This is a genomic window from Shinella lacus, from assembly GCF_010994755.1.
GTDB classification, from domain to species: Bacteria; Pseudomonadota; Alphaproteobacteria; order Rhizobiales; family Rhizobiaceae; genus Shinella; species Shinella lacus.
In genome coordinates this window covers 145,944-171,129 of the sequence record NZ_WHSB02000010.1, presented here as the reverse complement: position 1 = coordinate 171,129, position 25,186 = coordinate 145,944, and the positions used below count along the sequence as shown (strand labels likewise).

At 65.3% G+C, this 25,186-nt stretch carries 32 protein-coding genes and 1 pseudogene; 15 read left to right on the top strand and 18 right to left on the bottom strand.

Translation table 11 applies throughout. The features are described from left to right. The first annotated feature begins 3 nt into the window (after positions 1–3). Genes GB927_RS23950 through hpaI form a run of 3 tightly spaced genes read left to right on the top strand, consistent with a single transcriptional unit; the run spans position 4 to position 2,499 of the window. Positions 4–882, top strand: a complete 879-nt coding sequence (locus tag GB927_RS23950; RefSeq protein ID WP_256119735.1) for a fumarylacetoacetate hydrolase family protein — start codon at positions 4–6, stop codon at positions 880–882. Beyond that, a complete protein-coding gene (gene hpaH, locus GB927_RS23945; protein WP_256119734.1) occupies positions 879–1,682 on the top strand; it encodes a 2-oxo-hept-4-ene-1,7-dioate hydratase in 804 nt (267 codons plus the stop codon). Before GB927_RS23950 ends, hpaH begins: the two co-directional genes overlap by 4 nt. 10 nt (positions 1,683–1,692) lie before the next feature. Then, positions 1,693–2,499 carry a 4-hydroxy-2-oxoheptanedioate aldolase gene (hpaI, locus tag GB927_RS23940; protein ID WP_256119733.1) on the top strand — a complete coding sequence of 269 codons (807 nt, stop codon included), beginning with the start codon at positions 1,693–1,695 and terminating at the stop codon, positions 2,497–2,499. 4 nt (positions 2,500–2,503) lie between these two features. On the opposite strand, the gene hpaR is transcribed toward hpaI, so the two are convergent. From hpaR to GB927_RS23915, 5 genes are all read right to left on the bottom strand, one after another. Beyond that, complete coding sequence (gene hpaR / locus GB927_RS23935; protein ID WP_256119760.1) at positions 2,504–3,010, bottom strand: homoprotocatechuate degradation operon regulator HpaR; 507 nt, start codon at positions 3,008–3,010, stop codon at positions 2,504–2,506. A gap of 37 nt (positions 3,011–3,047) precedes the next feature. After that, the gene (locus tag GB927_RS23930) at positions 3,048–3,515 is read right to left on the bottom strand and encodes a DoxX family protein (RefSeq protein ID WP_256119732.1); all 468 of its coding nucleotides are present in this window, start codon (positions 3,513–3,515) and stop codon (positions 3,048–3,050) included. After that, positions 3,493–4,278 carry an HvfC/BufC N-terminal domain-containing protein gene (locus GB927_RS23925; RefSeq protein ID WP_256119731.1) on the bottom strand — a complete coding sequence of 262 codons (786 nt, stop codon included), beginning with the start codon at positions 4,276–4,278 and terminating at the stop codon, positions 3,493–3,495. Before GB927_RS23925 ends, GB927_RS23930 begins: the two co-directional genes overlap by 23 nt. 3 nt (positions 4,279–4,281) lie before the next feature. Beyond that, positions 4,282–5,136 (bottom strand): MNIO family bufferin maturase, encoded by an 855-nt coding sequence (gene bufB / locus GB927_RS23920; protein ID WP_256119730.1) that lies wholly within the window; start codon positions 5,134–5,136, stop codon positions 4,282–4,284. Between the two features lie 67 nt (positions 5,137–5,203). Further along, entirely contained in the window at positions 5,204–5,485 is a 282-nt protein-coding gene (locus tag GB927_RS23915) for a BufA1 family periplasmic bufferin-type metallophore (RefSeq protein WP_256119729.1), read from the bottom strand. Positions 5,486–5,711: 226 nt separating this feature from the next. On the opposite strand from GB927_RS23915, the gene GB927_RS23910 reads away from it, so the two are divergent. From GB927_RS23910 to GB927_RS23900, 3 genes are all read left to right on the top strand, one after another. After that, on the top strand, positions 5,712–6,266 hold the full coding sequence (locus GB927_RS23910; protein ID WP_256119728.1) for a sigma-70 family RNA polymerase sigma factor: 555 nt from the start codon (positions 5,712–5,714) through the stop codon (positions 6,264–6,266). Between the two features lies 1 nt (position 6,267). Continuing rightward, positions 6,268–6,903, top strand: coding sequence for an NrsF family protein (locus GB927_RS23905; RefSeq protein ID WP_256119727.1), 636 nt, complete (start codon positions 6,268–6,270; stop codon positions 6,901–6,903). A gap of 145 nt (positions 6,904–7,048) precedes the next feature. After that, complete coding sequence (locus tag GB927_RS23900) at positions 7,049–7,486, top strand: pseudoazurin (protein ID WP_305112389.1); 438 nt, start codon at positions 7,049–7,051, stop codon at positions 7,484–7,486. Here GB927_RS23900 and GB927_RS23895 read toward each other — a convergent pair. Continuing rightward, on the bottom strand, positions 7,467–7,898 hold the full coding sequence (locus tag GB927_RS23895) for an acyl-CoA thioesterase (protein ID WP_256119725.1): 432 nt from the start codon (positions 7,896–7,898) through the stop codon (positions 7,467–7,469). The two genes, GB927_RS23900 and GB927_RS23895, sit on opposite strands and share 20 nt — an antisense overlap. Before the next feature lie 94 nt (positions 7,899–7,992). On the opposite strand from GB927_RS23895, the gene GB927_RS23890 reads away from it, so the two are divergent. Then, positions 7,993–9,006: a LysR family transcriptional regulator gene (locus GB927_RS23890; RefSeq protein ID WP_256119724.1), complete on the top strand. Its 1,014-nt coding sequence runs from the start codon at positions 7,993–7,995 to the stop codon at positions 9,004–9,006. Here GB927_RS23890 and GB927_RS23885 read toward each other — a convergent pair. The 8 genes from GB927_RS23885 to GB927_RS23850 form a co-directional block, all read right to left on the bottom strand. Next, positions 8,937–9,965 carry a histone deacetylase family protein gene (locus GB927_RS23885; RefSeq protein WP_256119723.1) on the bottom strand — a complete coding sequence of 343 codons (1,029 nt, stop codon included), beginning with the start codon at positions 9,963–9,965 and terminating at the stop codon, positions 8,937–8,939. The two genes, GB927_RS23890 and GB927_RS23885, sit on opposite strands and share 70 nt — an antisense overlap. After that, the gene (locus GB927_RS23880; protein WP_256119722.1) at positions 9,962–10,456 is read right to left on the bottom strand and encodes a GNAT family N-acetyltransferase; all 495 of its coding nucleotides are present in this window, start codon (positions 10,454–10,456) and stop codon (positions 9,962–9,964) included. Before GB927_RS23880 ends, GB927_RS23885 begins: the two co-directional genes overlap by 4 nt. Positions 10,457–10,464: 8 nt before the next feature. After that, a complete protein-coding gene (kce, locus tag GB927_RS23875; RefSeq protein WP_256119721.1) occupies positions 10,465–11,394 on the bottom strand; it encodes a 3,5-dioxohexanoate:acetyl-CoA acetone transferase in 930 nt (309 codons plus the stop codon). A gap of 9 nt (positions 11,395–11,403) precedes the next feature. Beyond that, positions 11,404–12,774: an aminotransferase family protein gene (locus GB927_RS23870; protein WP_256119720.1), complete on the bottom strand. Its 1,371-nt coding sequence runs from the start codon at positions 12,772–12,774 to the stop codon at positions 11,404–11,406. 29 nt (positions 12,775–12,803) lie between these two features. Beyond that, positions 12,804–13,568: an amino acid ABC transporter ATP-binding protein gene (locus GB927_RS23865; RefSeq protein ID WP_305112357.1), complete on the bottom strand. Its 765-nt coding sequence runs from the start codon at positions 13,566–13,568 to the stop codon at positions 12,804–12,806. After that, positions 13,565–14,224 (bottom strand): amino acid ABC transporter permease, encoded by a 660-nt coding sequence (locus tag GB927_RS23860; RefSeq protein ID WP_256119719.1) that lies wholly within the window; start codon positions 14,222–14,224, stop codon positions 13,565–13,567. The genes GB927_RS23865 and GB927_RS23860 overlap by 4 nt, the downstream gene beginning before the upstream one ends. Before the next feature lie 3 nt (positions 14,225–14,227). Further along, positions 14,228–14,878 (bottom strand): amino acid ABC transporter permease, encoded by a 651-nt coding sequence (locus tag GB927_RS23855; protein ID WP_256119718.1) that lies wholly within the window; start codon positions 14,876–14,878, stop codon positions 14,228–14,230. Between the two features lie 77 nt (positions 14,879–14,955). Next, positions 14,956–15,741 carry an ABC transporter substrate-binding protein gene (locus GB927_RS23850; protein ID WP_439628989.1) on the bottom strand — a complete coding sequence of 262 codons (786 nt, stop codon included), beginning with the start codon at positions 15,739–15,741 and terminating at the stop codon, positions 14,956–14,958. A gap of 352 nt (positions 15,742–16,093) precedes the next feature. Between GB927_RS23850 and GB927_RS23845 the strand changes: the two genes are divergently transcribed. Both GB927_RS23845 and GB927_RS23840 read left to right on the top strand, forming a co-directional pair. After that, positions 16,094–16,684, top strand: a complete 591-nt coding sequence (locus GB927_RS23845) for an ankyrin repeat domain-containing protein (protein WP_256119757.1) — start codon at positions 16,094–16,096, stop codon at positions 16,682–16,684. 71 nt (positions 16,685–16,755) lie between these two features. Further along, positions 16,756–17,592, top strand: a complete 837-nt coding sequence (locus tag GB927_RS23840; RefSeq protein ID WP_256119717.1) for a bifunctional allantoicase/(S)-ureidoglycine aminohydrolase — start codon at positions 16,756–16,758, stop codon at positions 17,590–17,592. A 43-nt stretch (positions 17,593–17,635) separates the two neighbouring features. Here GB927_RS23840 and GB927_RS23835 read toward each other — a convergent pair whose 3' ends face one another. Further along, entirely contained in the window at positions 17,636–18,823 is a 1,188-nt protein-coding gene (locus GB927_RS23835; RefSeq protein WP_256119716.1) for a cyanate transporter, read from the bottom strand. 138 nt (positions 18,824–18,961) lie between these two features. On the opposite strand from GB927_RS23835, the gene GB927_RS23830 reads away from it, so the two are divergent. Further along, positions 18,962–19,825 (top strand): LysR family transcriptional regulator, encoded by an 864-nt coding sequence (locus GB927_RS23830; RefSeq protein ID WP_256119715.1) that lies wholly within the window; start codon positions 18,962–18,964, stop codon positions 19,823–19,825. Here GB927_RS23830 and GB927_RS23825 read toward each other — a convergent pair. Next, positions 19,813–21,324 (bottom strand): malonate--CoA ligase, encoded by a 1,512-nt coding sequence (locus tag GB927_RS23825; protein ID WP_256119714.1) that lies wholly within the window; start codon positions 21,322–21,324, stop codon positions 19,813–19,815. The two genes, GB927_RS23830 and GB927_RS23825, sit on opposite strands and share 13 nt — an antisense overlap. Before the next feature lie 60 nt (positions 21,325–21,384). Further along, complete coding sequence (locus GB927_RS23820) at positions 21,385–22,167, bottom strand: SDR family oxidoreductase (RefSeq protein WP_256119713.1); 783 nt, start codon at positions 22,165–22,167, stop codon at positions 21,385–21,387. Positions 22,168–22,305: 138 nt separating this feature from the next. Between GB927_RS23820 and GB927_RS23815 the strand changes: the two genes are divergently transcribed. The 5 genes from GB927_RS23815 (at position 22,306) to GB927_RS23795 (ending at position 24,096) form a co-directional block, all read left to right on the top strand. Next, positions 22,306–22,512, top strand: coding sequence for a hypothetical protein (locus GB927_RS23815; protein ID WP_256119712.1), 207 nt, complete (start codon positions 22,306–22,308; stop codon positions 22,510–22,512). Between the two features lie 15 nt (positions 22,513–22,527). Beyond that, positions 22,528–22,920 carry a CBS domain-containing protein gene (locus GB927_RS23810; RefSeq protein WP_256119711.1) on the top strand — a complete coding sequence of 131 codons (393 nt, stop codon included), beginning with the start codon at positions 22,528–22,530 and terminating at the stop codon, positions 22,918–22,920. Beyond that, on the top strand, positions 22,917–23,183 hold the full coding sequence (locus GB927_RS23805; protein WP_305112350.1) for a DUF982 domain-containing protein: 267 nt from the start codon (positions 22,917–22,919) through the stop codon (positions 23,181–23,183). Before GB927_RS23810 ends, GB927_RS23805 begins: the two co-directional genes overlap by 4 nt. A 32-nt stretch (positions 23,184–23,215) precedes the next feature. Next, positions 23,216–23,473, top strand: a complete 258-nt coding sequence (locus GB927_RS23800) for a DUF2934 domain-containing protein (RefSeq protein WP_256119710.1) — start codon at positions 23,216–23,218, stop codon at positions 23,471–23,473. A 62-nt stretch (positions 23,474–23,535) separates the two neighbouring features. Further along, positions 23,536–24,096: a type 1 glutamine amidotransferase domain-containing protein gene (locus GB927_RS23795; RefSeq protein ID WP_256119709.1), complete on the top strand. Its 561-nt coding sequence runs from the start codon at positions 23,536–23,538 to the stop codon at positions 24,094–24,096. A 26-nt stretch (positions 24,097–24,122) separates the two neighbouring features. Here GB927_RS23795 and GB927_RS23790 read toward each other — a convergent pair. Then, positions 24,123–25,180 (bottom strand): annotated as a pseudogene (locus GB927_RS23790) (DNA topoisomerase IB). Positions 25,181–25,186 lie beyond the last annotated feature (6 nt).

Here is a 25,186-nt window from a genome sequence, read left to right as displayed (position 1 = left end):
ATCGTGACCGAACGGCCCCGCCTCGCCGGCTTTTCCCATCAGGGTGCCTTGAACTATGGTCTCGTTAAGGATGACGGCATCGTGGACCTTTCGGCACGCTACGGCGAACGATGGCCGAGCCTGCGCGAGGTGATCGAGGCGGGGGCGCTCGGCACGCTGGCGGAAGAAGCCTCGGCGCTCCTCGCCGATTACGCGTTCGCAGATGTGACGTACGAAATCCCGATCCCGGCACCGGAAAAGATCATCTGCGTCGGCGTGAATTTTCCCGATCGCAACGAGGAGTACAAGGACGGCCAGGCCGCGCCCGCCAACCCCTCCCTGTTTATCCGCTTCCCCCGCTCCTTCACCGGTCACGGCCGACCGCTGATCCGCCCGCTGGAAAGCCCGCAGCTCGATTATGAGGGCGAGATCGTTATCGTCATTGGCAAAAGCGGGCGGCGCATTGCGGAGGCGGATGCGCTCGGCCATATCGCGGCCCTCTCGCTCTGCAACGAGGGCACGATCCGCGACTGGGTGCGGCATGCCAAGTTCAACGTCACGCAGGGCAAGAACTTTGACAGCACCGGCGCGATCGGCCCCTGGCTGGTGCCCTATACGGACGAGAGCCAGCTCGCCGACATCAAGCTCGAAACCCGCGTCAACGGCGAGGTGCGCCAGAGTGACCGCACCAGCCGGATGATCTTTTCCTTCCGGAAAATCATCAACTACATCTCCACCTTCACCACGCTCGTGCCGGGTGACATCATCGTCACCGGCACGCCGACGGGCGCGGGCGCCCGCTTCGATCCGCCCATCTGGCTGAAGCCGGGCGACGTGGTCGAGGTGGAAGCCGAGGGCATCGGCACGCTGCGCAACACCATCGCCGACGAGGTTTGTCCATGATGACGCCGGACGATATCCGCCTCGCCGCGGAAAGCCTCGACGAAGCTGAGCGCAGCCGCATCCAGACGCGCCTGCTTTCGCTAAAATACCCCGCGATCGACATGGACGACGCCTATGCGATCCAGGGCGCGTGGGTGAAAAAGAAGATCGCCGACGGCCGCAGGGTGATCGGCTGGAAGATCGGCCTCACCTCCAAGGCCATGCAATATGCGCTGAACATCGACATTCCCGATTCCGGCGTGCTCTTCGACGACATGGTGTTCGAGGACGGAGCAACCGTGCCGGCGGATCGCTTCATCCAGCCGCGTGTCGAAGCGGAGATCGCCTTCGTGATGAAGGCGCCGCTGAAAGGTCCCGGCATCACCGTCTTCGACGTGTTGAACGCGACGGACTACGTGACGCCGGCGCTCGAAATCCTCGACACGCGCATCCAGCGCGTCGATCCGCAGACGAAGAAGGCGCGCACCATCTTCGATACGATCTCCGACAATGCGGCCAATGCCGGCATCGTCACCGGCGGCCGTGCTGTGCGGCCGGACCAGATCGACATGCGCTGGATGGGCGCCATCGTCAGCCGCAACGCGGAGGTGGAGGAAACCGGCCTCGGCGCCGGCGTACTCAACCAGCCGGCCCGCGGCGTCGCCTGGCTCGCCAACCGGCTGGCGCAATATGGCGATGGCATCGAGGCAGGGCAGATCGTGCTCGCCGGCTCGTTCATCCGGCCGATAGAGGCGCGCCACGGCGATACGATCGTCGCGGATTTCGGCCCCTACGGCACCGTCAGCCTGTTCTTCGCATAAGGATTTTGCCATGGCCGCTCCGAAAAACCGTTTCAAGCAGGCGCTGAAGGAAGGCCGTGCGCAGATCGGCCTCTGGCAGGCGCTCGCCAATCCCTACACGGTCGAAATCTGCGCCGAGGCGGGGTACGACTGGCTGCTGCTCGACGCCGAACATGCGCCGAACGACGTGCCCCTGCTCGTCTCGCAGCTCCAGGCGATGAAAGGCTCGGCGAGCCACGCCGTCATCCGCCCGCCGATCGGCGAAACCTGGATCGTCAAGCAGTTGCTCGACATCGGGGCGCAGACGCTGCTCATCCCCATGGTCGACAGCAAGACGATGGCACAAACCATGGTGAAGGCCGTGCGCTATCCGCCGCACGGCGTGCGCGGTGTCGGCGCATCGCTCGCCCGCGCTTCCGCCTTCAACCGCACGACGGATTACCTGCAGACGGCCAATGAGGAAGTTTGCCTTCTGCTGCAGGTCGAAAGCCGCGCGGGGCTCGAAGCGCTCGACGACATTGCCGGCATGGAGGGCGTCGACGGCGTCTTCATCGGCCCGGCCGACCTTGCCGCCGACATGGGCTTTCTGGGCAGGCCCGGCGCGCCGGAAGTGCAGGCCGAAGTGGAGACGGCGCTCAAAAAAATCCAGTCGCATGGCAAGGCGGCGGGCATCCTCACCGGCGATCTCGGGCTTGCGAAACGCTACCTCGACCTCGGCGCGACCTTCGTCGCGATCGGCAACGATGTGACGCTGCTCGCCAATGCCACGACGAAGCTGCTCGCCGACTTCAAGGCCGCGGATCCCGCGAAAGCCCCGCAGAACGCCAAGGTCTACTGACGCTCTATTCCTCGCCGCCCGCCTTGCCGTCGAGCTTGAGGGCGGCGAGTTCTTCCAGCATGTCGAGAAGCTGCTCGGTGCGGCCGGCGCCGAAGCGGGCGTCGATATCCGCGTAGACGCGGCGGCTGTCCGGCATCACCTCGTCGATGATCGCCTGGCCTGCCGGCGCAAGCTTGAGCAGGACGCGGCGGCCGTCGTCCTTGTCCTTGTGCCGGGTGATGAAGCCGCGTTCCTCCAGCGCGCGCAGCATGCGGGTGAGGCTCGGCGCGAGAATGAAGGCCTTTTCCGCAACTTCCGTCGCATCGAGCAGGCCGGCTTCCGATAGCGCGCGCAAAACCCGCCATTGCTGCTCGGTCACGTCGTGATCGGCAAGGATCGGCCGGAAATGGCTCATCACCGCCTCGCGCGCCCTGAGCAGGCCGATCGCCAGCGACCGCCGGCGGTCGCGCGGCGGCAGATCCTTCGTTTCATCGAGAGAAGCAACTTTCGTCATCCTGCCTCTATCTTCGATTTTTCGGGTCCGTGCAATGCACGCGAACCGATCGGCCTCACCGCGAGCGCGCGAGCCAGGCATCGAGGGACAGCAGGCCGGGGCCGCGGGCCGCGATGAACAACAGGCAGGCGGCCCAGGTGCCATGCGTCGGCCAGGCGCCGGGATAGACAAAGATCTGAATGACCAGCGTCATCGCCAGCAGCGCCAGCGCGGAGAGGCGGCTGGCAAGGCCGATGACCAGCAGGACCGGGAAGAGATGTTCTGCAAAGGCGGCAAGGTGCGCCGCCAGCCAGGGATCGACGAGCGGCAGCTTGTATTCGTTTTCGAACAGGTAGAGCGCACTGTCGGAGACCATGAAACCCTGCACCTTCGTCTGGCCGGACTGCCAGAAGACGGCGGCGATCGACAGGCGCGCAACGAGGGCGATGAGATCGTTCGGGATCCGCGTCAGCGCCTGCAAAGCCTGGTCATAAAGTCTGCGCGGCAGCGGCAGGGCGGCATCAGGCATGGTGTCGGTGTTCATCGGGGTTTTCCTCTCTGATGGCGGTGAAGGCTCCGGAGCGGAGCAGCACCGCGAGGTTTGTCGAAAGGTCGAAGCGTTCTTCCGCCGCCATCGCGGCCTCGGCCGCCAGCCCAAGCGTTTCGCCGACGGCGAGCAGCCGGTGAAATATCGCGCCGCCCGGCGGCAGCGGGGTCACCTCGACGATCATCTGCGGGCGCACGACCAGCGCATCCTCGCCGTCCCAGCATTCGAGGGGTGTCAGCGGGCGCTCGCCGGCATTCATCGCCCAGATCGATACGGCCGGATGCGGCGAGGAGAAGATCGACAGCGCGGGATGCGGCGTGAAGACGAGATCGCCGAGCCGGGCCGGATCGACCGCCGCCAGCGCCTGCGGATCGAGCGGCGCCGCATCGGCGGCGTGATAGGCGCGGCCGCGGGCGACCTCCAGGCGCATCACATCGGGCAGGTAGGCGATGTCACGCGCCGGCTCGAAGGCCGCAACGAAATCCGGAAAATCATCGCCATAGGCGAGAAGCAGCGGCGAGCGCGGCGGGTGGAGAAGGACGAACGCCTGCGCCATCGCCCGGAAGAATTCTAAACCGACGATGCGCTCGGCCACCGGGAAGCGAGAGGACAGCGCGCCCGTAAGGCTCGCCGAGACGTTATTGCGGTAGACGCCGTAGCGGCGCTCCGGCGCGCGCGAATTCCACGCGGTCAACCCAGCCGGCGGCGGCGTGGCCGCGAACAGGCCGGCGGCGAAGGCGGTCTGGGTGGCGGCGGACATGGTTCACGCCGCCCTTTGGCGGGCGGCCGCATCGAGGATGCGCTGGGCGGCCATCGCCTCGTCGCGCAGCACGGGCCAGGCTGGCACGTCATTGTCCCATTCGACGAGGCTGGCGACCGGCCCGATGCGGCCAATCACCGTCTCGTAGAGCGCCCAGACCGGATCCTTGACGGGCGTATCGTGGCTGTCGATCAGCAGGGCCGCGCCAAGATCGTCCACCGTCTCCGAATGGCCGCTCAGGTGAATTTCGCGCACGACCTCAAGCGGGAAACGGGCGATGTAATCGCGGGCGTCGAGATTGTGGTTCGTCGCGGCGACGAAGACATTGTTGACGTCGAGCAGCAGGCCGCAGCCGGTGCGCCTCGCGATTTCGGCGAGGAAGACCGTCTCCTCGATCGTGCTTTCCTCGAAGAGCAGATAGGTGGCGGGGTTTTCGAGCAGCATCTGCCGCTTCAATACGTCTTGCACCTGGTCGACATGCTCGACCACGTGGGTGAGCGTCTCCTCGGTATAGGGCAGCGGCAAAAGATCGTTGAGGAAGACGCTGTCATGCGTCGACCAGGCGAGGTGCTCGGAAAAGCTCTCCGGCTGGTAGCGGTCGCACAGCACCTTCAGCCGGGCGAGATGATCGCGGTCGAGCGGCTGCATGGAGCCGATCGACAGGCCGACGCCGTGGATCGACAGCGCATGATCCTCACGCAGCTTGCCAAGCTGCGCATGCGGCGGCCCGCCCGCACCCATATAGTTTTCCGCATGGACCTCGAAGAAGCCGATGGGCTCGGGTGCGGAAAGAATATCGGCAAAATGCTCGGGCTTGAAGCCGACGCCAGCGCGGCGCGGAAGGCGGGAGGGGATCATGACGGGCCTCTTCGAAGGGAAGCGGCGGCGCCGGAAAGGCGCCGCCTGATAGGGAGGAACGAAGGCTTCAGGCCGGTGCCATGCCCTGTTCCAGCATGCCGTGGCCGTTCGGCGTCTTCATCGAGACGCAGGTGCCGGTCGGAACCAGCTTCCAGGCGTTCTGCTGGTAATCGATCTTCGAGGTGCCGGCGCAGGTCGTGCCCGGGCCTGCCGCGCAGTCGTTCTGGCCCTTCATTGCGATGCCGTAGCATTTTTCCTTGCCATCCTCGGCGGCGGCCGGCATGGCGATGGTTGCGAGCGCCGAAGCAAGCGAGCCGGCAAGGGCGAGGGTAACGATCGTGGTCTTCATGTCTGTCTCCATTTGTGGCCAGCCGCGATTGGCTGTTGCATTGGGGGCTACGGAGACAGGTCCGGCTTCGTTACAGCCTGGGGCGTCGTTTTTTCCGCGCGCCCCTTGCCGAAAGGTCGGCGGCGTAAGAAAAAGGCTCGGCGCATCAGGCTCTTGGCGCGTTACGAATTTCTTTCGGGATCACGCGGTAACAAAATCGTGTGCCCTGGCGTAGGGGAAGGAAACGGTGAAACAGTCGGCGCGCGAAGAGGAATGGGCGGATTGGCTGCGTCTCGCCATCAAGGGCGATGTGCAGGCCTATAACCGTTTCCTCGTGGCGGTGACGCCGCATCTGCGCCGCATGGCGCGCCGGCGCTGCGACCAGTATGGTGCGCCGGCGAGCGAGGCGGAGGATGTCGTGCAGGAAGTGCTGCTCGCCATTCACCTGAAGCGCGGCACCTGGGATCCGGCCCGGCCGCTCGGCCCCTGGCTGACGACGATCGTGCGCAACAAGCTGGTCGACAGCCTGCGCCGCCGCGGCCGGCAGGTCAGCGTGCCGATCGACGACGTCTCCGATTTCCTGGAGGCGGGCGACGAGACGCACGAGGCCGCCGACCGGCTGGATACGGAGACGATGCTGGCGCAGCTCAGGGATCCGCAACGCGATATCGTCCGCTCGATCTCGATCGAGGGGGCGGGCATCCGGGAAACCGCGGCACGGCTGAAGATGACGGAGGGCGCGGTGCGCGTCGCCCTCCACCGGGCGCTGAAATCGCTCGCCGCCCTCTATCGGAGCGACTGACATGAAGACCGACGACCTGATTACCCTGATGACGCAAGACGCGCCCGTCGGCCTGCGCTACGGCCGCGCGCTCGCCATCGCGCTCGTCGCGGGCGTTGCCGTCTCCGGCGTGCTGCTCGTCATCACCGTCGGCCTGCGGCACAACATGGCGAGCGTCTTCGAGACAGCGCGCGTGCTGTTCAAGATCGTCGTGACGATCGCGCTTGCCGTGCTCGCCGCCCGGCTCGCCATGCGCATCGGCCGGCCGGGAGAGGCACTGCGCCTGCCGGCCTTGCTGCTCGGCCTGCCGGCGCTGCTGGTCGGTGCGGCGGTCGCGGCCGAACTCGCGGTGCTGCCGCAGGCGACGTGGAAGGCCAACATGGTCGGCGGCAATGCGCTGTTCTGCCTGTTCTTCATCCCGGTCCTGTCGCTGGCGCCGCTTGCCGGCCTGTTCTGGGCACTGAAGCAGGGCGCCCCGGAAAACCCGACGGCGGCCGGTGCGGCCGCCGGGCTTGCGGCCGGCGCGATCGCCGCCGCCATCTATGCCTGGCACTGCCCGGACGACAGCCCCCTTTTCCTCGCCGCCTGGTACACGATCGCCATCGGCGTCGTGACCGGCGCCGGCGCATTGCTTGGTCGCCGCTGGCTGCGCTGGTAAGCCAAAACCCGGAGGCCTGCGACAGCACGCCACGCGCCATCGCGGTCTTGTTTGATCAACGTCAAAGAAGGCGCGACGCGGCGGGGCTACCTCCTTCGCCATGAACGAGAGACGTTCGGCAGCAAGGAGACTTCCAGTGCGTATCATGGCAACCAGCATCGTCGGTGCTGCAGCAATCCTCATGGCGCTCGCCCTTCCGGCGGCGGCGGCAGATTTCGAAGTGCATATGCTGAACAAGGGGGCCGAAGGGGCCATGGTGTTCGAGTCGGCCTTCGTGAAGGTCGCGCCGGGTGACACCGTCACCTTCATCCCGACGGACAAGGGGCACAATGTCGAGACGATCAAGGACATGATCCCCGAGGGCGCAGCCGCCTTCAAGAGCAAGATGAACGAGACCTACAAGGTGACCTTCGACAAGCCGGGCGCCTATGGCGTCAAGTGCACGCCGCATGCCGGCATGGGCATGGTCGGCGTGGTTGTGGTCGGCGATGCGCCGGCCAATCTCGATGCCGTCAAGACCGGCAAGCTGCCCAAGAAGGCGCGCGAGCGCATGGACGCCGCGCTCACGGCGCTGGGGCTGTAACCGCCTCCACCAGACCGCCGGCCGCCGTCACGATCGCGGCCGGAAGCGGCAGGGACTTTCGACCTGCAAGATCGAAATAGACGGAGACGGCGAGCAGTTCCGCACACAGCACGCCGTCCGCCTTGTTCGTCAGCCAGTGCCGGGTGGTGAGCGAGGTGCGTCCCACCTTCACCACGGCGCTGTGGACTTCGAACAGGCTGCCGACCGGCAATTCCTGGCGAAAATCGATCTCGTAGCGGCGATCCGCCAACCCCTCCCTGCGCTCCATAATCCACGCCGCCGAATAGCCGCTAGCGGCCATCAGGTGCCAGAGCGACTGGTCGAAGGCCGCGATGTAGAACTGCACGTTCATGTGACCCATCGCGTCACATTGCGCGGGATAGACGACGCCCTGGTAGGTGAGAAGCGGCACGGCAAACCTCCTTCGTGCGGGTGAGAGACCTTTGACGCCGGATTGCATCATGCAATAGTCGCCGCCGGAAGCATAAATTCAGGGAATGATGCACATGGCCCGGCAAAGGCGGCGATTCGTCTGGGAAATCGACTGGAACCTGCTGCGCACCTTCATGGTGATCGCGCAGGAACGCGGTCTGACGGCAGCGGGCGAGAAACTGTCGTTGAAGCAGCCGACCGTCAGCAATGCGCTGAAGCGGCTGGAGACGCATATGGGCTGCCGGCTCGTCGAGCGGAACGCCTCGCATTTCGCCGTCACCCCCGCCGGCCAGCGGCTGTTCAGCGAATGCGTGGCCCTCTTCGACATCGTCTCCGGCCTGCCGCAGCATATGGAGGAACAGCCCGGCGACCTGACCGGTCATATCGAGATGACGCTGGCGAGCCACGTCGTCTGCCCGTTCCTCGACGAGGTCCTGGCGGGCTTCCACCGCGCGTTTCCGCAGGTCACGATCTCGCTCTCCGTCGCCTCCAGCCAGGACGTGGTGGCGGCCGTGCTCAATCGCGACGCATGCTTCGGCTTCTGCCTGATGCAGGAGCGGCATCCGAAGCTCGAATACGAGGTGCTCTACCGGGAAAGCTTCGGCTATTTCTGCGGCGCGCGGCATGCGCTGTTCGGCATACCCGACCTGCCGCTTTCGGCGCTGCGCAACGAGCCCTACGTCTCCTTCAAGACAGACCAGATGTCCGGCGCGCTGTGGCCGGTGGCACTGCTGCGCCAGCAGGAAGGTTTCGAAGGCCAGACCGTCGGCACCTCCTCGCATCTCGAAGAGGTGAAGCGGCTGATTATCGCCGGCTTCGGCTTCGGGCCGCTGCCGATCCATGTCGTGGAGGAGGACCTGCGTGCCGGCCGTCTCTGGCGCCTGCCGCCCTATGAGAATGCGCCGGTCATCGACGTGCATCTCGTCTATGATGGTGCTGCCCGCCGCAGCCGCGCGGAAAACATCCTGCTGGCCGAACTGCGCCAGGCGATCGCCACCATTCCCTTCGACCAACGGACCTATCCCGACAGCGCGCCGAAGCCGGTCAGGAAGGATGTCAGGTTGTCGCCGAGTTCGTCGCACAGGTAACCGCCCTCCTGCACGATGACCGTCGGCAGGCGCAGCGCGCCGATGGCTTCGGCGATGCGGGCGAAGCCGGGTGTCGAGACCGAAAGGCCGCCGAACGGGTCGTTCTCGAAGGCATCGAGGCCGAGCGCCACGACCAGCGCATCCGGCGAAAAGGCCTCGACCCGGCGGATGGCGACGGCAAGGGCATAGAGAAAGATGTCGTCGCCGGATTTGCGCGCCAGCGGCAGGTTGAGATTGTAGCCGAGGCCGAACCCCTCGCCGCGCTCGTCCGCATGGCCCCAGAAGAACGGGTAGAAGCGCACCGGATCGGCATGGATCGAGACGGTCAGCACGTCGCGGCGCTCGTAGAACATGCCCTGCGTGCCGTTGCCGTGGTGCAGGTCCACGTCGAGGATGGCGACGCGTTTCGCATCCTTCAGGAGATGCTCGGCGGCGATGCCGGAATTGTTGAAGAAGCAGAAGCCGCCGGCGACATCGCGGAAAGCATGGTGGCCCGGCGGACGGCAGAGCGCATAGGACCAGGCGTCGCCGGCCATCACGGCCTCGGCCGCGGAAACGGCCGTCGAGGCGCTCCAGCAGGCGCTTTCAAAGGTGTGTTCGGAGATCGGGCAGGACGTATCGGCCATGTGATAGCCCGCCTGCCCGACGGCGGACGCCGGGTAGCTGCCGGTGCGGGCGATCGGATGGATGTTCGGGATCACCTCCGTCGACGCCCCTTCGATGCGCTGCCAGCGCTCATGGATGCGGCCGAGGAAATCGATATATTCCGGCGTGTGTACGGCGGAGACCGGGCCAAGCCCATGATCCTTCGGCCGCACGATCTCCAGGCCCGCGGCGCGTGCGCCGGAAAGCAGGCGCTCGACGCGCTCCGGCTGTTCCGGGTTCGGCTGCGGCGCGCCGCTCGAGAGGAAGAAGCTCGGATCGTGGCGCTTCTGTTCGTCCGCAAAAAAGGTTTTCATGGTTCCTCGCCTTCAGCGAATGCATCGAAATCCGCGCCCTTGATCATGTGGATCTGCTCGTCGCGGGCGTGGCGGATGCCGAGCCGGTCATAAAAGGCCTGCGCGCGAAAATTTTCCACGTCGACGGAGAGCCGGAGATAGCGCGCACCCTGCGCCAGGCCACGCCGAGCTGCCGCATGCAGCAGCCGTTCCCCGATGCGCCGGCCGCGAAAGGCGGTCTCGACGATGAGGTCCTGCACATAGATGCCCGGCGTGCCCATCCAGGTGGAGAAGATCGGGAAGGTCAGGCAGAGACCGGCAAAGGTGCCGTCCGCCTCGGCGATCAGCACCTCGAAGGCTGGCGCTTCGCCAAAACCGTAGCGGCGGACGTTCTCCACCGTCGCGACGAATTTCTCCTCCGCATCCATGCTCGTCGCCAGCGCCTTCAGCCCGGCATGGATCGTCTCGGCGTCATCCGCCACCGCCACCCTTATCCGGATATCGTCCCGCATGATCCCTCTCAGAATGCGACGCGATCGCCGCCCTTGAGACCGAGCATAGTGCGCGCCTCGTCCGGCGTCGCCACCTCCAATGAAAGACCTTCGAGGATCGCGCGGATGCGGCGCACCTGGTCGGCGTTCGAGGTGGCGAGCTCGCGACCATCGAACAGACTGTCCTCCAGCCCGACGCGCACGCTGCCGCCCATCGTGGCGGCCATGGTGATCATCGGCATCTGCTTGCGGCCGGCGGCGAGCACCGAGAAGCGGTAGTCGTCACCGAAAAGCTTGTCGGCGATGCGCTTCATATGCATCAGGTTTTCCGGATCGGCGCCGATGCCGCCGAGCACGCCAAAGACGAACTGCATGAAAGGCGTGCCGGGAATGAGCCCGCGGTCGCGGAAATGCGCGAGCGTGTAGAGATGCCCGACATCGTAGCATTCGAACTCGAAGCGCGTGCCGCAACCTTCGCCGAGCCGGCGCAGGATCGCCTCGATATCGGCAAAGGTGTTGCGGAAGATCGTGCCGCGCGTCGCCTCCAGCAGTTCCGGCTCCCAGGCATGCTGCCACTCGCGCGGCCGCTCGAGCATGGGGAAAAGGCCGAAATTCATCGAGCCCATGTTGAGCGAGCACATTTCCGGTTCCGCCGCGACCGCCGCCGCCAGCCGGTCCTCCAGCGTCATGACGGAGGAGCCACCGGTGGTGATGTTGATCACCGCATTGCTCGCCTGCTTGATGATCGGCAGGAAGCGCATGAAGATTTTCGGATCGGCTGTCGGCCGCCCGTCTTCCGGATTGCGTGCATGCAGGTGCAGGATCGAGGCACCCGCCTCCGCCGCCTCGATCGACTGGGCGGCGATGTCCTCCGGCTTGTAGGGCAGGTGCGGCGACATGGAGGGCGTGTGCACGGAACCGGTGACCGCGCAGGTGATGATGACCTTGTTAGACTTCATGGCGGCACCTTATTTGCGGATCGGCAGCGAAAGTTCGCCGGCAAGCTGGGCGAGCGTCGCGTCAAGGATCGTCACGATCTCGCCGACCTGCTCTTCCGTGGTGATCATCGGCGGGCAGACGAGGAAATGATCGCCCTCCACGCCACCGCGCGTGCGGCGCGAATAGATGATCAGACCGCGCTCATAGGCGATGTCGACGACGCGCTGGTGGGCTTCCAGCGCCTTCGGCAGCGGCGCCATGGTCTCCCGGTCCGAGACGAATTCGGCGGCAAGCAGCAGGCCCTTGCCGCGCACGTCGCCGATGAAGGGGTAGCGTTCCGCAAGGCCCTCCAGTTCCGACCGCAGCAGGTCACCGATGCGGGTGGCGTTGCCAAGCAAATCCTGCCGCTCGATCTCGTCGAGCACGGCAAGCCCCGCCGCGCAGGCGAGAGGATTGCCGGCATAGGTGTAGCCATGGGCGAAGCCGCCGCGATCAAGCACGGGTTTCACCAGCCGCGAATGGGCGATCATCGCGCCGAGCGGGCAATAGCCGGCACCGAGCCCCTTGGAGAGCGCGATGATATCCGGCCGGCAATTCCAGTGGTCGCCGCCGAGATAGCGGCCGGTGCGGCCGGCCCCGCTCATCACCTCGTCGTGGATCAACAGGATGCCGTATTTGTCGCAGATCTCGCGGATGCGCGGATAGTAGCTGTCGGGCGCCACCAGCGCGCCGGTGGAAGCACCGCCGATCGGCTCCATGATGAAGGCGAGCACGCTTCCCGGCCCCTCCTCCAGGATTTTCTCCTCAAGGAGGTCCGCATAGCGCACGCCGCGCTCTTCCAGCGAGAAGTTGTCGCGGTCGAGATAGGCGGTCGGCGCCTTGATGTGCGGCATGTCGCGCAGCATCGGCAGGAACGGTTTTTTCAGCGCGTCATAGCCGGTGACGGCGAGCGCGCCCAGCGTCGAGCCGTGATAGGAGGGGAAGCGCGAGATGACCTTCCAGCGTTCGGGCTGGTCGGTGGCGAGTGCCCATTGCCGGGCGAGCTTCAGACAGGATTCCACCGCCTCCGAGCCGCCGGAGACGAAGAACACCCGGTCGAGCCCTTCCGGCATGTAGCCGGATAGCCGCCGCGCCAGGTCTTCCGCCGGCTGGTTTTCGAAATGCAGGCGATAGGCGAAGGTCGCCTTGTCCATCTGCCGTTTCATGGCTTCGAGCACGTTGCGGTTCGAATGGCCGATATTGACGACCATCGCGCCGCTCGACCCGTCGATGACCTTCCTTCCGTGCTCGTCCCAGATGTAGATGCCCTCCGCGCGATCGGCGAGCGGCCGGCGCATGCGCGACTGGTAGAAGAGGTGCGATGCCGGGCGTTCGCCCGTCGATGTCGGTTGCTGGCTCATGATCGGTCCAATGGATTTTAATGCGGCGTCTAGCCGTTGAGGAATTTCTTCAGGAAGCCGCGGGTGCGCTCCTGCGTCGGGTTGCGGAAGAGGTCTTCGGGCTTGCCCTCCTCCACCACCGCACCGTCGGCCATGAAGATAACGCGGTCGGCGACTTCGGCGGCAAAACGCATCTCGTGCGTGACGATCACCATGGTCATGTGCTCGGCCGCAAGCTGCTTCATGACGAGGTTGACCTCGTCCACCAGCTCCGGATCGAGCGCCGAGGTCGCCTCGTCGAACAGCATGACCTTCGGCTGCATGGCGAGCGCCCGGGCAATCGCGACACGCTGCTTCTGACCGCCGGAAAGCCGGGCCGGGAAGGCATCGATCTTGTCGGCGAGGCCAACCTTGTCGAGCATTTTCAGGGCGAGCGTGCGCGCCTCAGCCTTCGGCATGCCCTTCAGCTTGATGGGGGCGATGGTGATGTTTTCCAGCACGCTCAGGTGCGGGAACAGGTTAAAATGCTGGAACACCATGCCCATCTGCTGGCGCACGCGGTTGATATGGCGTTCGAAGGCGCGGCGGTCGAGCTTCTGGTTGACCTGCACACCATCGAGCCAGACTTCGCCGCCATCCAGCGTTTCGAGATGGTTGATCGAGCGCAGTAGCGTGCTCTTGCCGGAGCCGCTAGGCCCGATGACGGCAACGATTTGGCCGCGCGCCACGCTGAAATCGATGCCCTTCAGCACTTCCAGCGGCCCGAAAAACTTTCTGGCCCCGCGCACCTCGATCATCGGACGGACGTCGTTCATCGCGAAAGCTCCACTTTGCGTTCGATCCCGCGCAGGACGGCTTCGAGGACGAGATTGAGAATGTAGTAAAGGGCGGCGGCCGTCAGGTAGAATTCGAAGGGCCGATAGGTCTCGCTGATGACGAGCTGCGCGCTGTGCACCAATTCGGCAATGCCGATCATCGAGACGATCGAGGATTCCTTCAGGAGTGCGATCATCATGTTGCCGATGGCCGGCACCGTGTTGCGCACCGCCTGCGGCACGACGATGTAGAACCGCGTGCGCCAGGCGCCGAAACCAAGCGAGCGCGCCGCCTCCGTCTGCCCCTTGTCGAGCGAGGCAATGCCGGCACGAAAGATATCGGCATTGTAGACGGCGAAATGCAGGCTGAGGCCGATGATACCCGACCAGATGGCCGGAATGTCGATTCCGATCTGCACCAGGCCGAAATAGATGAGGAAGAGCTGCAACAGCAGCGGCGTGCCCATGAAGAGCCACATGAAGAGGCGCAGCGGATAGCGCACCACGGGCGAGGCATAGAGCACGAGCAAGGCAAAGCCGATGCCAGCGATAACGCTAAGCACGGCGGAAGCCATGGAGATGACCACGGTCCACCACAGGCCCTTGCCGATCAGCGGCCAGTATTCCGGAACGATGCTGAAATCCAGTCCCTGCATGGCTCAGGCCTCCCCGGCATAGGCGCGGTCGAGACGGTCGATAATGAGTGTCAGGCCGTAGACCATGATCATGTAGAGCACCGCCGTCACAGCAAAAATCTCGAAGGGTTTGTAGGTGGAGCCGATGAAGCGCTGCGCCGTATAGGTCAGTTCGACGACGGAGATGGTGGCAACAAGCGCCGTGCCCTTGACCAGCGCCACGGCATTGACGCCGAGCGGGCGGATCATCAGCTTGGCGGCCTGCGGCAGCACGATCCAGCGCATGGATTGCCCCTCGGCAAAACCGAGCGAGCGCGCCGCCTCCATCTGCCCGCGATCGACCGAGAGCACGCCGCCGCGGATCGATTCCGCCATATAGGCGGCGATGTTCAGCCCCAGCGCGATGGCGCCCGCGGCAAAAGGCTCAAGCTGGATGCCGATCTGCGGCCCGCCGAAATAAAGCAGGAAGATCTGGATGAGCGCCGGCGTGCCGCGAAAGACGCTGACATAGGCCGTGCCGAGAAACCGCAGGATCGCCACATGCGACAGGCGAAGCCCGGCGATCAGCGCCGCGACGGCAAGCCCGATGGCAAGCGAGATCAGGGAGAGTTCGACGGTCGTCCAGGCCGCCTGGACGAAGACAGGAATGATGCGGCCGACAAGAGAGATATCCATGCCCGGATCCTCGGCAATCGGTGAGGCTGCCGGCGGGCGCGATCACGCGCCTGCCGGAGCCATCATTTCAAGGACGATCAGCGGATATCCGAGCCGACCCACTTCATGGCGATGGCCTCATAGGTGCCGTCGGCCATCATGTCGTCCAGCGCCTTCTGCATGGCGGCCTTCAGCTCCGGATTGCCCTTGCGGATGGCAATGCCGATCTTGTCCTCGGTGCCGGCGAATTCCGCGACGTCGAGCTTCACGACCTTCTCGCCGGTTTCCTTGACGGCGATCGAGACCGGTACGGCATCGACGATCATCGCCTGGATACGGCCGGCCTTCAGCTCAAGGAACAGTTCCGGCAGGCCTTTGTAGGTGCGGATTTCCCAGCCGCCGCGCTCGCGCGCCCATTTTTCATGGGTCTCGCCGAGCGTCACGCCGATGGTCTTGTCCTTGAGGTCGTCGATAGACTTGATGTCGGAGCCTTCGGTCACGAAGACGCCGCGGCCCGACTTGTAATAGGGACCGACGAAATCGACAGCCTTTTCACGCTCCGGCGTGATGGTCATGCTGCCGATGACGGAATCATATTTGCCGGCAAGCAGGCCGGCGATGATGCCGTCCCAGGCGGTGCTGACGCCGGCACCCTTGACGCCAAGACGCTTGGCGATCTCGTTGCCGATATCGACGTCGAAGCCGACGACTTCGTTCTTGTCGTCGACGAAGCTGAAGGGCGGATAGGCGCCGCTGTTGGCGAACCTGAACTCGCCGGCGGACTTGATGGTTTCCAGCTCGTCCGCGCTTGCGGACAGCGGCAGTGCGACGGCGGAGAAGGCGAGGCCAGCGGCCACGGCATAGGACAGAATGGTCTTCAACATGATCGTTCCCCTTTTTGGCTCCAGGGAAGATCGGGCAGGATCATGCATTACACAAATAGATAGTCAAAATGCCAAGCATTCTGAAAAGGAATGCTCAGTCCGCCCATTCGGGATCGGTGGTGAAGGCGATGGTCAGCCTCGCTGGCATCTTCAAGGCTTTAGCATCGAGCGAAGCCGCTTAGGTGAATTCCATCTTCTGCATGATGTGGATTTACACATTTAATTTTCTAATGGCCCCGCCCCCTGCTAATTTCGCCCCCACAAACCAATGGGATAGCGCATGCTGAAACTTGCCCTGCTGTCGGCCTGGCTGTTCCTGGCAGCCTCTCCTTTTCTTGCCGCAGGTCACGCCATGGATCTTTCTTTGCACAAGGCGGCCGCCGCCGATGAGGCCGCGGAAATCGTGGCGCTTCTCGCCAAGGGCGCCGAGATCGACGCGCGGGACGGGAGCGGTGCGACCGCGCTGCTCGTGGCAACGCACGGCAACAAGGTGGACGCCGCCCGCTCGCTGATCGAGGCCGGTGCCGATGTGAACGCCAAGGACGACATCAGCGACAGCCCCTATCTCTATGCCGGCGCGCGCGGCCATCTCGACATCCTCAAGCTGACGCTCGCCCACGGCGCCGATCTCAAGAGCAACAACCGCTACGGCGGCACGGCCCTCATTCCCGCCGCCGAGCGCGGCCATGTCGAGACGGTCGACACGCTGATCAAGGCGGGCGTCGACGTGGACCATGTCAACCGGCTCGGCTGGACGGCGCTGCTGGAGGCGATCATCCTTGGCGATGGCGGGGCAAACCATGTGAAGATCGTCGGCCTGTTGCTTGCCGCCGGCGCCAAGGTCGATCTCGCGGACAATGACGGCGTTACGCCGCTCCAGCATGCTCGCGGGCGCGGTTATGGCGAGATCGTCGCGCTGCTGGAAAAGGCGGGCGCGAAGTAACCAAAACAAGGCGGCGGCGCAGACCGACGTCAGAAAATACCGGAAACACTCAAGACAAAGGGCCTGAGACGATGCAACGCAGCTACTATTCCTCCCTCGGCGGCCATCCGCCGCAGAGCGACCTCCTGACCGGACGCGCCGTGTTCACGGAGGCCTATGCGGTGATCCCCAAGGGGGTGATGCAGGACATCGTCACCAGCTTCCTGCCCTTCTGGAACGGCACGCGTCTCTGGGTGATCGCACGCCCGCTTTCGGGCTTCGCCGAGACCTTTTCGCAATATGTCGTGGAAGTGGCGCCGGGTGGCGGCAGCGACCGGCCGGAGCAGGATGCGGGCGCAGAGGGCGTGCTCTTCGTCGTCGATGGCGAAGTGGAACTGACGCTGCCTTCCGGCAAGCACACGCTCCAGCCAGGCGGCTACGCCTTCCTGCCGCCGGGCCTGAAATGGTCGCTGCACAACCGTTCGGGCGGGCATGCCCGCTTCCACTGGATCCGCAAGGCCTATGAAGCCGTCGACGGTCTCGATCATCCGGAGCCGCTGATCCTCAACGAGAAGGACATCAAGCCGTCGGAAATGCCCGGCACGAATGGCGGCTGGGCGACGACGCGCTTCGTCGATCCGAACGACCTGCGCCACGACATGCATGTGACGATCGTCACGCTGCAGCCCGGCGCCGTCATTCCCTTCGCGGAAACCCATGTCATGGAACACGGCCTCTACGTGCTCGAGGGCAAGGCCGTCTATCGGCTCAACCAGGACTGGGTAGAAGTGGAGGCCGGCGATTTCATGTGGCTGCGCGCCTTCTGCCCGCAGGCCTGCTATGCCGGCGGCCCCGGCCCGTTCCGCTACCTGCTTTACAAGGACGTCAACCGCCACATGACGCTGCGCCCCTTCGGCGCGCGCCGCTAAGCCCAGATAGAACCCGCGCCCGAAAACGGCGCGGGTTTTTTGTTTATCCGGTGACGGGCATCGATGCCGGATAATGCCGCGGGTCAAATCGCAGGTAGAGCAGCGCCGTGACGAGCACGCAGCCGAGATGCAGCGCCCAGCCGGCGGCAAAGCTTCCGGTCCAGTCGTGCAGCACGGCCATGGCATAGGGGCCGATCGCGGCGATCAGGAACCCGCCGCCCTGCATCAGGGCGGCAAGCGCGCCGGCCTGTTCGGGTCGCGGCAGATGATCGAGCGCGGTGACGATGGCGAGCGCGAAACTGCCGCCGAGGCCCGCGCCGCAAAGCCCGGCCCACACGGCCGGTGCCATGGCGGGAAAGCTTGCCAGGCCGAAGAAGCCAATGGCCTGGAAGGCGATCGTCAGCCACAGCCAGCGGCGGCGATCGACATTGCCGCGGGCGAGGATGGGGAGGCCGAGTGCGGCGGCGGCCTGACAGGCGGCCATGACGGCAACGAGGCCGCTGCTGTCGGCGCTCGTCCAGCCTTGCGCCTGGTAATAGGGCGCGAGCCAGGCGATCATCGAGGTATAGCCGGCATTGATCAGCCCGAAAGCCGCCATCAGCACCCAGGTGCGCGGCCGCCGCAGCAACTGACGGGTGAGCGTGCCGTCGGGCCTGTCCAACCGGACATCGGAGAGGATGCGCCAGGAAGCGGCCAGCGCAATCGCCACCGGCAGCGCCAGCCAGGCAAGAGCCGCCCGCCAGCCATAGCCAGCATGCATCAGCACCGGCATCATCCGCGCGCCAAAAGCGCCGCCGGCCATGATCATCGCGGAATAGAGGCCCGTAACGATCGGCACATGCGTCGGGAAGCGTGCCTTGATGATGCCCGGAAAGGCCGCCTGGATGAAGGCGACGCCGATGCCGGAGAGTGCCGCCGTGAGGATCAGCGACGCGCCGTCCCACACGACGAGACGCAGCGCCGAGCCGGCAAGCAGGATGGCGAGCGCGATGAGCAGGCCGCGGCGCGCGCCGAGTTTCACCTGAACGCCGGGGGCAACGAAGGCGCCGACGCCCATCAGGACCATCGGCAGCAGCGTCAACATCGCGATGCCGTCATAGCCCAATCCGGTATCCGCTACGATCTCAGCCAGAATTGGCGCGGGCGCGGCAAGGAAGGGCCGAAGGTTGAGGCCGATCAGGACGACCAGCGCGAGCATTGCCCAATCGCGGCCGGGATGCGTATCCGTCATGGTTCGACTTTCGTGCTGAAAATGCATGTCTCGGCCACGAGTTACGCTGCCGATCATGGCCTATCGCTAGCACCGGCTTGAATCATGCGCAAATTAGATGTTTAGATACCGACTATTCCGTTTTCCAATGGAGATGCCGTGCTCGATCCGCGTTTGCTCCGGGCCTTCGTGGCGATCGCCGATGCCGGCAGTTTCACGGCGGCCGCCGACCGCCTGCACATGACCCAATCGACGATGAGCCAGCAGATCGCCCGGCTGGAGGAAGCGATCGGCCGCGACCTCGTCGATCGCGCCGCGCGGCCCGTGCGCCTGACGGTGACGGGCGAGCGCCTGCTCGGCCACGCCCGGCGCATCCTGGCGCTCCAGACCGAGGCGCTGACACTGGTCGCCGAGACCTCCGGCACTACCTCGGTGCGCATCGGCATGCCGGACGATATCGCGACGCCCGAAATGGCCCACGCCTTCGCAGCCTTCGCCAAGCGCCACAAGGAGGCCCGCCTCGACGTCACCACGGGGCTTCGCTCGGACCTCACGCGGCGCTACCGTTCCGGCGAGCTCGACATCGTCGTGCTCAAGGAGGACGTGCCGAGTTCCGATGCCTGGGCGAGTTTCGAGGAGCCGATCGCCTGGTTCACGGCGCTGGATGCGGCAAGCGACCTGCCCGATCCGACCCCGCTCGTCACCTTCCCACCCGGCGGGCTCTATCGCGACGCCATGTTCGAGCGCATGGAGCGTGAGCGGCGGCGCTGGTACGTCGCCTTCACCTCCGCGAGCCTGCGCAACGTGCTGATGGCGATCGAAGCGGGCCTCGGCCTGTCGCTGCTGCCGGTCGATTCGGCGAAGGGATGGCGGGTGAAGCCGCTCGCCGATTTCGCGCCCGAACCGCCGGTCGTGGCCTCGCTCTATTCCTGGGAGCGCGGCGGCATCGTCGGGGAACTCGCAAGCGAGGTGCTCGACATCCTCAAGCGGCATTTCGCGCCGGAGCGGCGTCAGGCCTTGTAGAGGTCCGCATAGGTGTCGCGCAAAACGTTCTTCTGCACCTTGCCCATCGTGTTGCGCGGTAGGTCCTCGACGAAGAGCACGCGCTTCGGCTGCTTGTAGCGCGCGAGCCGGTCCTTCAGCCCGTCGAGCACCGCCTTTTCGTCCAGCCCAGCGCCCTTTTTCAACACCACGACAGCCGTCACGCCCTCGCCAAAATCCGGATGCGGCACGCCGATGACCGCACTTTCGACGACGCCGGGCATGCCGTCGATCTCGGTCTCCACTTCCTTGGGATAGATGTTGTAGCCGCCGGAAATCACGAGATCCTTGCCGCGCCCGACGATGTGCACGTAGCCGCGCTCGTCGACCCTGCCGAGGTCGCCGGTGATGAAGAAGCCGTCCGTGCGGAATTCCGCGGCGGTCTTTTCCGGCATGCGCCAATAGCCCTTGAAGACGTTCGGACCCTTCACCTCGATCATGCCCGTCTCGCCGTCGGCCAAGGGCTTTCCGGTTTCCGGCTCGGTAACGCGCAGCGAGACGCCGGGCAGCGGGAAGCCCACCGTGCCGGCAACGCGGTCGCCGTCATAGGGGTTGGAGGTGTTCATGTTCGTCTCGGTCATGCCGTAGCGTTCCAGGATGGCGTGGCCGGTCTTTTCCGAAAAGCTGCGATGGGTTTCCGCAAGCAGCGGCGCGGAGCCGGAGACGAATAGGCGCATGCCGGCGGTCGCCTCCCGCGTCAGGCCGGCATGTTGCACGAGCCGGACGTAGAAGGTCGGCACGCCCATCATCACCGTGGCGTTTTCCATCAGCCCGAGCACCTCGTCGGCGTCGAATTTCGGCAGCAGTATCATCGAGGCGCCGGAGAGCAGTGTGACGTTCGAAGCGACGAACAGGCCATGCGTGTGGAAGATCGGCAGCGCATGGATCAGCCGGTCGGCGCTGGTGAAGCGCCAATGCTCGCTGAGCGTCAGGGCGTTCGAGAGCAGGTTGTCATGCGTCAGCATCGCGCCCTTGGAACGGCCGGTCGTGCCGGATGTGTAGAGGATCGCCGCGAGATCGTCGGCCCCACGCTCCGCATCGGCAAAATCCGCTTCCTCGCCCCCGGCCCGATGGATGAGGCTGCCGCCGCCGATCGCATCCAGCGTCTCGACCGTGCTGCCATAGGCCTCGGCAACCGCCGTGACGCCGCCCACGGATTTCGGGTCGACGACCACAAGCCGCGGCTCCGCGTCACCGATGAAATAGTCGAGTTCCGTCAGCGTATAGGCCGTGTTGAGCGGCAGGTAGACCGCACCCGCACGCACGCAGGCGAGGTAGAGCATCAGCGCCTCCGGGCTCTTCTCCACCTGCACCGCGACGCGGTCGCCGGGCTGCACGCCGAGACCAACGAGCGCCGCAGCCAGCCGGCCGGAAAACGCGATCATCTCGCCATAGGTCCAGCGGCGCCCTTCGGCGGTCTCGATGAAGACGGCCTCCGGTGTTGCGGCGGCGCGGATCGCGTCGAAAAGATGATTGCCCATGGTGACCTCCTGCACTGTTTTCCCGCACCTTGCACAAGGTCGGCGGGGAACGCCAGAGGGTCAGCGCAACAGGCCCTGCCCGCCGTCGATCCAGAGTGGAATGCCGGTAATATGGCGGGCCTTCGAGGAGGCGAGGAAGAGGATAGCGTCGGCCACTTCGTCGGCCGTTCCGGGCTTGCCGTCGGAGACGGGGATGTCGCCCTCCGGCCAGACGACGGGAATGCCGGATTCACCGGCACCGCGCTGCTTGGTGTTTTCGTCGATGCTCGTTTCGATCGCGCCGGGGCAGACGGCCGTGACGCGGATGCGCGCCTTGCCGAGTTCCAGCGCGAGCTGCTGCACCATGGCAAGCTGCGCCGCCTTGGTCGCGGCGTAGGCGGTGGCGCCGGGCGTGGAGAAGGTGCGCGTGCCGTTGATCGAGGAGACGACGACGATGGCGCCCTCGCCCGCCCTCTTCAGGAAGGGCACGGTCAGGTGCAGCGTCAGATAGGTGCCGCGCAGGTTGACGGCGATCGTCTCGTCCCATTCGGCGGGTTTCAGGTCGTCGATCGGCGCCCAGACGCCATTGATGCCGGCATTGGCGACGACGACGTCGAGGCTGCCGAAGGTGGCGACGAGCTGCTCCACCGCGCCGCGCATTGAGGCTTCGTCAGTTACGTCAGCCGCAAGTGCCAGACCCGCGCCGCCGAGCGCTAGGATTTCCTTTGCGACGGCCTCGACCTCTTCCGCGGTACGGCTCAGCACGCCGACGCTGGCGCCATGGCGGGCGAAGGCCAGCGCCGTGGCCTTTCCGATCCCCGATCCGGCACCGGTGACGAGGGCGACCTTTCCTGCAAACAGCATGGGCAACTTCCTCTTCGTTATGCCGGTTCGGCTCGACAACAATGCCTAGGAGACACGTCGGTTCCCCGGTTTTTTGGGAACCAAGCCGCAGCACCCGCGTTTGTTGAGAAGTCGAAGCCCGTTCGCAGGAGTGTACCCGTGCGCCAAAAGAAAAAGCCGCTAGCCCGCAAACCCGCCGAAACCCCGGACGCCGACTTTCGCAACACCCGCAAACGCCGCAATTCCTGGGAGCCGCAGGTCATCGTGCCGCAGCAGGTCGATCTGCCGCTTCGCCAGCCGGAGCGCGATGAGGTGGTGGTGCCCGCCGCGCCGAACGGCCGCAGCCTTATCAACGGACGGCTTTGAAGGGGACTGATCGAGATGCTTGTCAAGGACGTGATGTCCGCCCAGATCGTCACCGTCTCCCCCAATGACACTGCACAATCGGCAGCCCGGCTGATGGCCGAAACCGAAGTGGGCGCGCTGCCGGTCGAAGTGCCTGGCGTGGGCGCCATCGTCGGCATCATCACCGATCGCGATATCGTCGTGTCGGTCCTGGCGCGGGGACATTCCACTTCCACCGCCATTGCGGAATTCATGACCGTGTCGCCTGAGCTGTGTAACGAGAAGGACGACACGGAAACGGTGGCGGCCCGCATGCGCGAACTCGGCGTGCGCCGCCTCGTGGTGGTGAACGACGACCGGCGTGTCGTCGGCATCGTCAGCCTTGTCGATGTTCCGGCCGAAACCCAGAGAGCGGAGGGCCTGCAATGACCATTTTTGCAACCGACCGGCTGTGGGACGAGGCGGTCGTGCTCGAGGGCGACCAGCAGGTTTTGCGCGTGCAAAGCACGCGCGACGCCCTGCTCTGCATAAAGAACCATTGGCCGATCAAGGACGGACCTGCGGCACTGACGGCGAAAAGCGTCTGCGAGCAGGGGCTGGTAAGCGACGACGACCCGGCCTTCGCGCGCCGGGCCTTTATCGAGGCCGCCAAGGAGGCAGGCTTCCGCGTGAACTCATGGACGGTGGCATAGACCGCTGCCACTTGTCGAAGGGACACATCACCGTGAACGACGAACGCCAGGAATGGATCAGCAAGCGTGCCTATGGCCTGTGGGAGGCGGAAGGTCGCCCGCAGGGCAAGGATGGCGACCATTGGGAGCAGGCGGCGCGCGAACGCGCCGACCTCGAAAAGGTCGCGCTGCCCGAACATGCCGCAAGACTCAATTCGCATGAGGCGGACGACGCGACCCGCGCCGCCGTCGATCTGACCCGCCAATCGCTGCCCGAAGGCAGAGACGAGGAATCTTCGCTCCGCCACTGAGGCGACGGCGAAGGCATTCCGCAAAGCCCCGATGGGGCACCACACATGAGAAAGGATAAGCCATGCCCTCCATCAAGGAAGCACGCGTACTCATTCTCGCCACCGACGGCTACGAGCGCTCCGAACTGCGCGTACCGCTGGATGAACTGAAAAAACGCGGCGCGGCGGTGAAGATCGCCTCGCTGGAAAAGCGCCCGATCAAGAGTTGGGACGAGAGGGACTGGGGCGATACGGTCGACGTCGACCTGACCGCGGAGGAAGCCTTCTCGAAGGACTTCGACGCGCTCGTGCTGCCCGGCGGGCAGATCAACCCGGACCTCCTGCGCGCCGACGAGAAGGCGATGCGCGTCGTCAAGGACTTCCTCGCGTCGGGCAAGGTGGTGGCGGCGATCTGCCATGCGCCGTGGCTGCTCGTCGAGGCCGATGCGTTGCGCGGCCGCAAGGCAACCTCTTATGCATCGATCCGCACGGACCTCGTCAATGCCGGGGCGGACTGGCGCGACGAGAAGGTGGTGACCGACAAGGGCATCATTACCTCGCGCTCGCCGAAGGATCTCGACGCCTTCGTTGCGAAGATCGTCGAGGAAATCGAGGAAGGCCGGCACGAACGCCGCGCCGCCTGATCATCGCCTGAACCCTGAAGCGCCGGCTATGCGTCCTGAATGGCCGGCGTTTTCTTGCGCGCACGGCGGCGCGCATTGCGGCGGCTTTCGAGGAAGCGCAGCAGGCGCTCCTCCTCCGCCCGCAGCCCGGTGATGGCGAGCGACGGACGGCGCAGCGCCAGGCGCAAGGCCTCGGGCGCCTCCGCGAGCGCGATGATATCCGGGTGGATATAGCTCGACCGGGCGATGGCCGGCGTGTTGTGCAGCGTGTCCGCCGCCGCCTGCGCCATGCCCTTGATGGTCGGGCGGCCCCCTCCTCGACCGCATGGCGCGCCATGGCGAAGGCGGCAAGGCTGCCGGCCCAGGTGCGGAAGGTCTTGGCGGAAACGGCGATACCGGAAATATCGGCGAGATACAGGTTGAGCCGGCCGGAATCGATCGGCCGCACGAGATCCGTGTCGTCCTTCCAGACGAAGAGCTGGCGGCCCGGCAGGTCGGCGCAATCTTCCAGCAGGCGTTGGAGGCGGGGATGTTTCAGCGTTCGCTGCACGCGCTTGCCGCCCTTGGCATTGAAGCGCAGCTCGATCTGCCCTTCGGCAAGCCGGACATGGCGTTTGAGCAAGGTCGTCGCGCCATAGGTCTTGTTTTCCACCGCATAGGCGCGGTTTCCGACCCGAAGCTGCGCCTCGTCGAGCAGCACGGTAATGGCCGCCAACATCGTATCGACCGTGCCGGGCGCGCCGTCGAGATCGCGCCGCACCGCGCGCCTGAGTTTCGGCAGCGCGCGGCCGAAGGCGATCAGCTGATCGAACTTGTCGCCGCTTTTGAGAGCCTGCCAGTCGGGATGGTAGCGGTATTGTTTTCGCCCGCGCGCGTCGAAACCGGTGGCCTGCAGGTGGCCGTGCTTGTCGATGCAGATCCAGACATTCTGATAGGCCGGCGGCAGGCCGAGCGCGGCGATGCGCGCCTTCAGCGCCGCATCGCGCACCAGCGAACCGTCCGGCAGGCGATAACAGAAGCTGCGGCCGGCACGCTGGCGCCGGATTCCGGGCTCGCTGTCGGAGACATAGACGAGACCGGTCTCTTTGAGGTTGTCCGGCGCCATGTTTTG